This is a genomic window from Parabacteroides distasonis ATCC 8503 (genome assembly GCF_000012845.1).
Taxonomy (GTDB): Bacteria; Bacteroidota; Bacteroidia; order Bacteroidales; family Tannerellaceae; genus Parabacteroides; species Parabacteroides distasonis.
In genome coordinates, this window is the sequence record NC_009615.1 from 3,074,667 (window position 1) to 3,086,019 (window position 11,353).

General features: G+C 43.7%; 10 protein-coding genes and 1 pseudogene. 1 reads left to right on the forward strand and 10 read right to left on the reverse strand.

Annotated elements, in window-relative coordinates; all coding sequences use genetic code 11:
- Nucleotides 1–4 precede the first annotated feature (4 nt).
- The 10 genes and pseudogenes from BDI_RS12980 to BDI_RS21245 all read right to left on the reverse strand — a co-directional run.
- Complete coding sequence (locus BDI_RS12980; protein ID WP_010185248.1) at nt 5–694, reverse strand: hemerythrin domain-containing protein; 690 nt, start codon at nt 692–694, stop codon at nt 5–7.
- Between the two features lie 82 nt (nt 695–776).
- Complete coding sequence (locus tag BDI_RS12985) at nt 777–1,931, reverse strand: Rid family hydrolase (RefSeq protein WP_008780679.1); 1,155 nt, start codon at nt 1,929–1,931, stop codon at nt 777–779.
- Nucleotides 1,932–1,942: 11 nt separating this feature from the next.
- Complete coding sequence (locus BDI_RS12990; RefSeq protein WP_005861178.1) at nt 1,943–2,650, reverse strand: hypothetical protein; 708 nt, start codon at nt 2,648–2,650, stop codon at nt 1,943–1,945.
- 9 nt (nt 2,651–2,659) lie between these two features.
- A complete protein-coding gene (locus tag BDI_RS12995) occupies nt 2,660–3,895 on the reverse strand; it encodes a porin (protein WP_005866751.1) in 1,236 nt (411 codons plus the stop codon).
- Nucleotides 3,896–3,917: 22 nt separating this feature from the next.
- Nucleotides 3,918–5,324: a di-heme oxidoredictase family protein gene (locus tag BDI_RS13000; protein WP_005861168.1), complete on the reverse strand. Its 1,407-nt coding sequence runs from the start codon at nt 5,322–5,324 to the stop codon at nt 3,918–3,920.
- A 17-nt stretch (nt 5,325–5,341) separates the two neighbouring features.
- The gene (locus BDI_RS13005; RefSeq protein WP_008780678.1) at nt 5,342–6,553 is read right to left on the reverse strand and encodes an imelysin family protein; all 1,212 of its coding nucleotides are present in this window, start codon (nt 6,551–6,553) and stop codon (nt 5,342–5,344) included.
- Between the two features lie 30 nt (nt 6,554–6,583).
- Nucleotides 6,584–7,897, reverse strand: a complete 1,314-nt coding sequence (locus BDI_RS13010) for a porin (RefSeq protein ID WP_005861166.1) — start codon at nt 7,895–7,897, stop codon at nt 6,584–6,586.
- 517 nt (nt 7,898–8,414) lie between these two features.
- Nucleotides 8,415–9,320 carry a transcriptional regulator gene (locus BDI_RS13015; RefSeq protein ID WP_011966907.1) on the reverse strand — a complete coding sequence of 302 codons (906 nt, stop codon included), beginning with the start codon at nt 9,318–9,320 and terminating at the stop codon, nt 8,415–8,417.
- Between the two features lie 15 nt (nt 9,321–9,335).
- A complete protein-coding gene (locus BDI_RS13020) occupies nt 9,336–9,605 on the reverse strand; it encodes a hypothetical protein (protein ID WP_005861164.1) in 270 nt (89 codons plus the stop codon).
- Nucleotides 9,606–10,228: 623 nt separating this feature from the next.
- Nucleotides 10,229–10,466, reverse strand: a pseudogene (locus BDI_RS21245) (transcriptional regulator); the annotation flags it as partial.
- A 454-nt stretch (nt 10,467–10,920) separates the two neighbouring features.
- On the opposite strand from BDI_RS21245, the gene BDI_RS13030 reads away from it, so the two are divergent.
- Nucleotides 10,921–11,331: a phosphoribosylaminoimidazolesuccinocarboxamide synthase gene (locus BDI_RS13030; protein WP_011966909.1), complete on the forward strand. Its 411-nt coding sequence runs from the start codon at nt 10,921–10,923 to the stop codon at nt 11,329–11,331.
- The last annotated feature ends 22 nt before the right edge of the window (nt 11,332–11,353 follow it).

Genomic DNA, 11,353 nt, shown 5'->3' on the forward strand with positions numbered 1-11,353 from the left:
ATGCTTATAATTGTTTTTCCAAAGCCAATATGGCCGGTACAAACAAATAATCCTCCACACGGGTATGTGAAGCCAAGTCTTCCTCCGTGGCAAAAATATCGAACAAGACACTATTCAGCATATTCGTACCCGCTCCCGGATAGTATTTGATCAGGATATTTTTCAACTCCGTGATCTTCATCTCGATCTGATCATGACGCTTACGGAAGATCGTAATATTGTATTTCGGATCTCTCTTTCCTTCCAACAAATTACGGACATAAGGGAAAACAGCACGTTCCTCATAAGACATATGTTTATTTACCTCCTCCGCATACTCATCGAAAAACTTCGTGATCACAAAAGCGACATCCTCCGGGCACCCGGATATAGCGTCTACCAATTTACGACGGATATGTGGCAAGCGGAAGTTCAAGAAGTAATCATGGGCATTATGCAAATAGCGGATCAAGTTCTCGATCGACAGGCATTTGCTGATATTCTCGACAGGCGTATTCACTTCCTCGACCAAGAAATTCACGACCGTCAGGAAAGTACAAGCATCCACCCCATTCTGCCGGCAAACCTCCCCGATATTCTTCTCTCCGAACCCGAGCGCTATACCAAAGCGGCTCATGACTAAAACCATCGGATAGTTCTCGCAGATCAGATCACTCATTTTATCGGTTTCCCGGTACATTCCATTTTTATACATAGGCTTCTTTCTAACTTGTCTTGGTGTTTGAATAGCCAAATATACTCCTTTTTCTTCCATATCTCGTACATTTATTATTATTTCACAAAGGCTTAAAGGACGACTCCGTCGGCACGACCGCTATACACTCAGTCTCTATCAACCATCCGGGACGGCAAACGGGGGCCAAGACTATCAAATGTGGCAAATCCGGGTAATGCGCCTCAAAATACTTCTTAACCACCGCATAATCAGCCATATCTCTCAAATAGGAGATCGCCTGCGTAATATCACGAGTAGTAGCGTCCGCCTCTTTCAGCAACACGCTGATATTTTCCATCATCCGCTCGGTTTGTTTTACGATATCGCCCGGATAGACAATCTCTCCCCGGTTATCGATACTCGCCGTACCCGAGATAAAGACCTGTTTACGATCCCCATACGTAACAGCCGTACCCCGCTCGAAAGTTACTCCATATTCATAAGTAGGATTCAAGTGCGTGGGAGCGTAAAGGAACTGAATCTGTCCCGGCTCCAATCCATCCACCGCATAACTGTCCATCTGTACCAACACCGAGGGATCGGCATGACGTCCCTCAATACCCGTGCTAGCAATATAATGCGTCTTCTCCGTAAGATTCTGCGTGATAAAAACTTCTTTCCGGGCTTTCACCACACCGGCGTAATTCACGTCTACGTTTTGCACAAAGAACCAAGTACGGACACAATGAGAGGCCAACGTACAACGCTGCCCCATCAATTGCATCACATAGTCATTCAATAAAAGCCGGGTCTGGTATTCCGAATTGGCCGCCTTATTGAAGGCACCTCCCCCCCAGAGGTGCCTATAACCGTTATGCGACGCTTCCAGTAAACCGGAATCGTACGTTTGTACCGACATCCCCGTTTGCAAATAGGTCCACATAGCGATCTTTGTTCCATTCAAAGGCGGCTGCTGAACGATAGAGAGCGGGCAAAAGGCGCTCTCGCACTCCCACTCCATCACGCTATCCGTCTGATTAGCTGCGTCACTTAAAAAATAACGGCGGAAAACGGCGGTAGCGTCATTCGATAGCTCTTCCTTCACGACAGTCACATAAACCCGCAAAAGGTTTTGCAATTGCTCCACGAAAGACAAACAAGGGTCCGTGATAGATACCATCACCTGATATTCCGTTGTTCCACCTTTACCCGTGAATGAAGAGATTTGCATTTCTACCGCTTTATCCGTATCTATCCTCCTCGTATAATTCATCATTTTCTTTCTTATCAATTATCCAATGCCCCTCCTAAGATCCAACCTTGGATCAAAGCAAGGACCTCCTGTTTCCCGGAACTATTGAACATATCCTTATGTACCGGATTATTCTCCAATATATCCAGCAAGAAACTATTGTTTATATTACCCGGGGTCACGTAGTTCTTACCCTCTTCCGAAAGGGGCGCCTTTACGTTCACTAAAGATTTATAAGCCACATCGTCCCTAAGATCCAGCTGACCGGCCAATCCCGATCCTCCTCCATGACATGACAAGCAATTCAAGTCGAACACCTGCGCTTGTATACGTTTGAAGCTCGCTAAATCCAATTCGCCGACAGACAAATCAAGCGGTTCGTCCGAATCATCCACCGGAGACGTATAATAGGAGTAAACCAACCGCAATCCCCTACTAATCACAGCGACCTCTATACTCCTCGTATCCGGAGTGACATTATTCAATCGGAGTTTTAGTCTTTTGCCGTCTTCCGCCGGCTTACTGATACGCTGGGTTTGCAAAGGTTTCGACTTATCCTCGCCAAAAGCACATAACGAGAGCATATTCTCCTTCGGCCAAGCTTTCAGGCCAGTGAAAGAAAGTGACACGGTAGCGGTTCGCCCGGAATCAACCGTCTCATCCGGATAAATCTTACCCTCATCACAACCCAGCCCGAATAACAGGAATAAGGCATACATTATATATTGACTATATCGTTTCATACCCAAAGATTAGAACGTGAACTGCAACATAGCCGTAGCGGAGTGACGAGCCAATCCAATAGCGTCCTCATCCCGGTCATTCTGCGTAGCATGACCGCTACGACCTAGATATTGATACATAACCTGTAGCTTCAAATTATTATTAAAGAAATAATAATTCAAACCAGCGGCGGGCATATTCAACAAACCACCCTCATCCGTAGCGTTACGATCATAGAAATCATATCGCAAAGCACCCTGCAATTTCGGAGTGATGAAATAGCCCAATTGAGCGTAAGCTCCCCAGAAATTCTTATCCGGCTTTTGCATGATCTTGGTAAAATGCATATTCATATAGTAACCTTCGGCAGCCACATACCAGCGGTTCTTGATCCATGCGAACTCAACGCCCACACGGGTGTCGCTACTGGTCAAGAACTCGGCCTCCGCATTATAAGAGGCAGATACGGCGATAGACATCTTATCGTCGTTCAGATTCTCCGGTGAGCCTTGAGACGTTGGCATCTCCCCCTTCGGCATAAAGGCCAGACGACCCGCATATAACAGCGAAGGCAACCATTTATGATCATCGCAGTTTGTCTTAGTCGCCAAATTCACGTCGATACCCGTACCATTAAAAATACCGACTTGATAATTCCATTTATCATGGATCAAACCATGTACCTGTACACCCAAGTCGAATCCCGTGGACATATTCGGTATGACATAATTCACGTCGTAAGGAAGCAATACGGATTGGGAAGCGGAATAAGGCAGTACCGGAAACAACGTCTCCCCCAAAGTACTTAAATAGCCATGCATAAACGGTGTCTTGAACTTACCGACACGGATACGAAACGACTCCTTGATCGCTACGTCGAACCAAGCCTGTTGCAATAAAGCACCTCCACTCTTAGCGGCATTCAGCGATAAATTGAAAGTAACCCGTCCAAAAGCCTTACCCGTAAAACCGAGAATAGCGTTAGGGATCGCGAAACCGGAGTTCGCTACGCTCTTGGCATAATGGCTTTCCAGCCCTTGGTCGTCATATCGGTTGTAGCAAGCGCTTGCCTGTACCAACGCATAGGGCTTAAACAAAAAATCACCGGCCTTGGTAGAAAAAGAAAAGCCCTTCTTTCCCGCTAGTGAAACCACATCGTTCTCTACATATTTATCATCCATCTCTTTCTTTGTATCTTGAGCTTTCACGGAGAAAACACCTGCTGATAGAAGCACCACAAGCAACGTCCTATATATTTTTTTCATTTCGATTCTATGCGTTATTTATTTATAAACTTTGTAGGAATTTAATCAGAGCGGCCCGCTCGTCTTTTGTCATGCGAGAGAATAGGGTACGCGACGCAGCTCCTTCCCCACCATGCCACATAATAGCCTCCGTCAGGTTCCGGGCACGGCCATCATGTAAATAATAGGTATGGCCGTTTACGACCTCTTGTAATCCCAATCCCCATAACGGGGTAGTCCTCCATTCATTACCGTTGGCCAAGCCACTGGGATAATCATCCCCTAGCTCAACACCCATATCATGCAATAAAAAGTCCGAATAAGGATGGATCACCTGATTACCTAATTGAGGCAATTCCGTATTATTCAAAAGGACAGATCCGCGAGGGCGTGTCTTCAAGGAAGTCACATGGCATAAATGACATTTCGCTTGATAGAAAAGTTGCTCTCCTTGAAGAACCGTAGGATCATCCACATTCCGACGGGCGGGTACCCCCAAGGTCTGGAGGTATAAATCCACATCTTCCATATCTTCCGTAGAGACCTGCGCCCCGGTCATGGCAAAACCCATCATATTACCCTGTCCTTCTCCTACCTCATGCGGGAAACGATCGTTCGTTACACCGAGGTCGGAAGAGAATCCCAATTCCACCGTTAAGTCGGCATGATTCGCCTTATTACCAGAGATACCGATCTGTTTCTTTCCCTTTTCCGTCACATAGTTTATACGTCCACTAATACCATATTCCGGATAATTGCTTTTAGCGGCGATCTGCTTTAGCATATCCAAGTCGAGCGCCATCATCTGCCCCATTCCGACATGCCGTAAGGGTTGACGTACGGAAATCCGTAAATCCGACATCGGGATACTATCGGCATACCATTCTTTTATCTCATAATGAGGAGTGACCAACTCATATTCCTCCCCATCGGGAAACGTATATTTTTGGGAAGTAGTAGTAATCTTAACCCTTCCCTCCGGTTTCGTTCCGTATATCGCTTGATCATGTAGTACCCGGCCGTAATCTTGAAAATAGCCGCCACTTTTACGTGATATATAAATAAGCATGGATGAGAAGCCGGGGCCGGAACCTCCATCAGCTATAGCCGGACGGGTCCGCCCGGTACTTTTATGACAGGAACCGCAAGAATATCCGGCATAAAGCGGCCCTAGTCCTCCACCATCCACATTCTCAACACCGCGAGCATCGTCGTACAATCCATCACCACGATTAAATCGCGTCTCTAATTCGCCCGTAACCCAGTTTGCCTGCGTATCGTACGCATCCGGGGCATTGGAGAAAATGGTTGAGATACCCGCGGACAACTCCTTCTCGGAAGCTACCTGCCCATTGGGTTTCTTAACCTGCCAATTTTCCAAGTCCTCGGATTCGCAACTACACAGCAGACTACCGGATAAAGCGAATAATAGAAGTAATCTTCGTTTCATCGTATCGGCTTGTCCGATTAGTTCGTGAACTTAGACTTAACAACGCCCAAACCTGTCGTTAAATCAGCGCAAGCTTCTGTAGCCGTATTGATATGCTCCGTATCCCCTAGATTGTTACGGAAAGGATAGCCGATCGCATTGATAGCGTCGATTGTCTTATCAATTTGAACTACCATCAAACTATCCAACGTAGGATTAATCATTTTAGTCAACGCATGCAAGCTACTCTCGGAAGCGGATTCCTCATCCAAATCACGACCGCCGAAATAAGCGTTCTTGATACTTACGATATTGTTCTTATAGTCGTCCAAGGAATTCCAGCTATACCAAGACTCTACAGCCAAGACACCGGGGTTATTCGGGTCAGTAGCGTCTTTATTACTTCCATTCCATGCGGTCACCGGGTCAGTTATCTTAGCGGAACCTACTTCATTGGAGATTCCGGCCATACCATTATTTCCATTCAGCATAAGCTCAATCGCCTGATAAACATTACCAATGGAATAGGCAGAACCGTCATGTTTCTTCATAGCCTCCGCATAAGAAGAAGGAACATCCGAAGTTCCTAAGCCTTTCAACCAACCATTGTATAAGTCTTGAGTATCAGATAACATACGTTCGGACACTAACTTCAAATACTCCAATTCATTCTTTGCGAACGGGCTTGTTTCCAGATCACGAGGCTCGCCGTCTAAGAATAACATCTTTTCCGCCGTATGGAATCCACGTAAATTTTGAGGACCATCTTCCGCGTCTTCGTCTACAGCTCCTGAAATCTTGCTGAATTCTCCTGTAGCTATAATCTCCTCTATACCGTTCTTATCCAAAGGCCAGCTATCCAAGCTCGGGTCGAGCTGTGCCAAATCCGCCACACCGAACAAGAATGCCTCACTTTGTTCCCAAGGTACACGAACCGCACGCCAAGCGTCGCAGGCATCCGCTAAATCATTCTTAGAACCAGACGCGATGAACTTGTCTACCGCATTTTTATAGGCAGTCATCTTTGTCAACATATCCTTATAGGTAGGCAAAGCTACCTCATCAACGAAAGTAGCGACAACCGCACTCATCTGATCTTCTGTTGGTTTTGCACCCGAATCCGCAGGAAGATTCTTAAAGTCATAAGTTACAACATCGGGGTCCTTGCCCGGATCATCGTTGTCTCCACAAGAAGTGAAGCTCAAAGCCACACCCATCAACATCATGGGTAATAAAAGTACTTTTTTCATATTCTTACATATATATTTGTTAATAGTCTATTATCTTGATAAGAACCAGCCGATATAAGCGATACCGACAGAAACCATATTCTGGCTATTATAATCACCCTTACCTACAATACGGTGCGCATAATCCGCCTTTACGACCAGATTAGGCAATGCGTAATAGTTAAGGCCAGCCGTAATCACGCTCTTTTGAAGACGTCTATCCGCCAGTTTATTACTGCCTTTTTCTACGGATTGCATCGGATTATAATATTCGTAGCGAACGAAAGGATAAATTCTAGGGGCTTTCCGACTAAAGAAGGAACCTACATTATAGCCAACCTCAGCCGCATAACTGACAGCGGTCTCCGCCACGGTTGAATTAGGATATCCGGAAGCTGAAGATGAGTTATTGTTTACCTTCGTCAGAGCGTTGCTGTTGCCCAGATGGCCGTAAACGATATTACCTCTGGCGATCAAATTATTGTTCGGACTTTTATATTGAGCGTCCGCCGTCACGATGGTAAGCGGATATTTCTCACCTTGGTTACGCAGCGGTTTGCTACTATTCTTAGAGGGTTGGTTATAATAAAAAGAAGCGCCCACACGTAAGCCTTTAAATTTCTTCACTCCATTATAGTTGACACGAGCCACAAAGGCAGGATGCGTAAATTGAGTTTCCTCGAAAGCGCCTTGCGTACCTTTGCCAACCCAGTTCTCCATACGGAAACCTTGTGGGTCCAAACCGGAAACGACTTGTAACTCGTAATCGAAATTTCCTAAATCACCAAATAGAGCCACACCCGTCTCATGCCAAGTAGAAGGTAATATGGTAGTCTCTCCTTCCGGACGATATACACCAAAAAAGTTCAAGGGTTCATGATGTGCGTTGGTCAAGCCTACCGGTACGATCATATGTCCAAAACGGAAGTTTAAATGCTTGTTCATCAGATAAGAGATATGGAACTGCTCCAAGGCGACCTCGCCACCTTTCTCGATCTCGGTCTCATATTCTCCATTCTCCTCGTACCACTCCACTTCCCGTGCGGCGCCTGTTCCTCCATACTCAAACTCAATCTCGGAACTCAGTACCCATTTGGGAGAGAACTTATAATCAAAAGCTAAAATAAAACGAGGGATAGAGACAGTAGCCCGATTCATATGTGATGTACCTTGAGGTGTCACCCAATTCCAGTCATAATCCATATAACTGGCAGCCATCTCACCATATCCTCCAAAACGGAATTTAGAAAAACCGTCGGCATACATCTCCGATGCCTTTACGGTAGAGCTCATATTACTCTCTTGAGCATGTAGAGCGGTAAAGGAAAGTAATCCAATCGCTAATAAATTTGTTAACGTTCTCATTGCGTTTTATAATTTTTGGCAAAATTACAGGGGCTGAGAATTTGCTACAATCGCCCGAAGTAGGTAAAATGAGACCCTAATTACCTACTCATAGGTATCCCGGAAGAATATTTTCAAGACGTCATACCGAATAGGCCCCATTATTGACCCGCAAGACAACTTGATAGTTAATTTTGGAAAATACGGTTTTGTATTATTTCAGAGGTAAGCGTTAGTTATTACAAGCGAGAAGATCATTAGTTCTAAAAATCGATCTCCATGAAAAGATATATAACAATTAATAGGTATGAGCTCTCCTTTTTTACATATATATAGGTATTGCGCACCCTTATAGGCCGACGTATCTTTGCAATGTCAAAAAGAATGTAACACTATTAGTATATCGCAAACCAAAGCCTTCTGCTAATTTTATGTAAGCATATAAGATGATTAACACCGTAGTGTCGGGAAGTTTTTATTGGTTATTTCCGGCATCACATAAAAAGGGCCTCCCTGTGAAGAGAGGCTCTTTTTGTGTTCAGCTATCCGGTTCATTGATGATGTATTGATAGAGATCCGAGTCTCCGGCCTTATTCATGATCTTATGCTTTTCCAGCTGAAATTTTAACTGGTCTAAACCGAGAGGGCCGAATCCCGGGATCTTCAACAAAGAATCGAGCCCTTTCTTCCTAGCGTAGCGCAATAGGTCCTCCATAGTTTCCAGCTCCAATTTTTGGAGGCATTTACGGATGTAGGGAGACAGGGTTAGGCTTGTGACCGGTAGGGAGATCCGTCTGGCCGCATCCGTGGGGATGTCGAACGACGATTTCGGAGCATCGAGACTCAAGCCACTTTTGAGGACTGCTTTATAGAGCGTTCTCAGCTCATATTCCATGTTTCGCTTCTCAAGCCGCAGGCGCTCTATCTCTAGGTCTTGACAGCTGATCGTTTTCTTATATTCGGCTAAGAATCCGGTGTTTTCCTGCAAGCGGAGTACTATGTTCTTATATCGGTAGCACATCCTATCGTAAGATATATCGCAGCGTTTGGCTACGTCCAGTATTTTTGCCCCAGAGGTTATTTCCGTGAATATATACCGATCTTGCTTATCATCTATAAATGTGGATAGTTCGGCGATGATTTGTTTAAGTAGGGGAGAGATGTTCTTTAAGGATTGTAGGCAGAAAAGGTAATCGTCGTACTGGGCGATAATCTCGTCGGCTTCCTCCTCCTTGTCTTGAATGACCAGTTGCAAGTATAGTTTTTGAATCCCTAGATGTTCGATATGGGCAATGAAATCACGTAGGTTCTCAGGATCTACCATACGTGTACCGGTTCTCGTATGGAAAGAGGTTATCTTTCGGGATTTTACCCAATCTTCAATCTCCTCGTACGGGAAACCGGTAATACGGGCGGCTTCTTCTATGGATATGAGTTCTGGCATAAGCATAAGATTGTATTACGAATAAAGTTGTTTTTGTTTAGTTAAAATGCGGAATTTGGAACCGACCAATAACGGTAAGTAGATCAGGTATTCTTTTCGCATCTCAATTAAGAAATAAGAGCCATCATGGGACACTCCCGTAATGTCACTATATCTCCGCACGATACCATGTATCTGGAATTCCCTCTCATTACAATAAAACCCTAACTCTGGAAAATACTTGCTGAAACAAGCGGAGTAGTAAATAAAGAGATTCTGGATCTCATCAATATTACAAGCGTCCATAAGCCATTCACTTTACATGATTAATTATTAGATTTACAAGATCCAGACATGTTTTAGAAAAGATGTCCTTCGTAAAGACGAGCGCTATATGGCTTTTGTTAAGTAGTGGTCCTTTCTTATAAAATAAAGGAAGGGCGAGGACTGAACATTTATGTAGACGAAGGTTCGGCTAAGACCCAACTCCCAATAAAGTCAGCCACACGCCCCCTTTATCTGTATACAAAATATATCCATACTATATTAGCATAGATAACACGTATATCCAGTAAAGGGTTGCGGGGCCTTCTTCGTGCATAGGGAGATTTAAGAAAATTAGCCGATTTTCGTCCTACAGCACAAATATCACACGCAACACGAGGCTCTTAATTAAAAAGCCTTTTCTTGTCGCAAATATACGTATTAATAATATTTCAACCTAAGATAATCCATATGTTTTTTAGTTTATCATTGTTTGATACCAATTATTCGCTTTGACTTATCCAGTCATGCAAATGTATAATATTTTATTTGATTTTCAAACTCCAATACCTCACTTCCAAAGCAAGCTAACTTACTTTTTTCGCCCAATTTTGTCTCCAGTTGTAGAGACGCAGCGTGCTGCGTCTCATCCCCTCAAAATGGTAACTTAAAATAATACGCCAATAACCACCAAAGTCTGCGCCTTCACGAGACAATATACCCATAGAACGCAATTTTGCGATTTGTTTTTCTACAGCACGGGAACTTATACCTAATTTTATAAGCCATAGCTTCGGCTGACATAGAAAGGTCGGAAATGACAAGGTCGATGATCTTCTGTGCTGTTCTACCTATATTTTTAGGCTTATCCGCAGTGTCTCCGAACTCACTCTCCGAACTTTTCTTCATTTACAAGAATGTTTGCTGGCATCCACTTGGGTAGGAAGTGAATCCCATGTCATGTGCATACCCTTCAATATCAATATTACCCACTCTTGTATAGGCAGTGCGTGTTCCGTCTTGGTAATAATAATATACAATAAGGTATACAAATGGCACAAATATATAAATTGCTTAATATCAACACCTTAAAAAAACACGATTGTGATTTTTGAAAAACACGTACGTGTTTCTGTAAAAAGTCGTACATGTTTTTCGGGAAACACGTACGACTTTTTACAGCATCATTCGATAAGGAGCAAGAGCGTACATGAAAATATACGATAAGCCCCCCTTTTAACCAGAGCCAAAAAGCATTTCTTCCTAAGCTCCATCTCATAGATATTTTGGTGTAGTTACCCTGATTCTGAAATAATTTGGTTATTTTTGTATATAATTAATGTCCATAGAACATGCCATGAATAAGAAATTGCAGATACACAACAGCACGGCTGAATTCTTTATTTTCCAAATAGAAAATAAAGAAGAAGGTATAGAAGTCTTATATCAAGACGAAAGCCTTTGGCTGACGCAGGATGCTATTGCCGTATTGTTCGATAAAAGCCGTTCCACTATCACGGAACATCTACAAAATATATTTCAAAGCCAAGAATTACAAGAAGACTCAGTCTGTCGGAAATTCCGACGAACTGCTTCCGATGGCAAAAGCTACGCAACTAAATATTACAAGTTTGCCATTCGCGGCTATGTCGTTGATAAGAAAAGATTTGAGAAATACCGTATCATTCAAGACCGTCTATTCCAATCCGATTTTGATAAATACCAGACAGATAACCTTCTTGATTTTGATAACGAAATAGAGTCATAATACAAACTCTTTATAGAACATC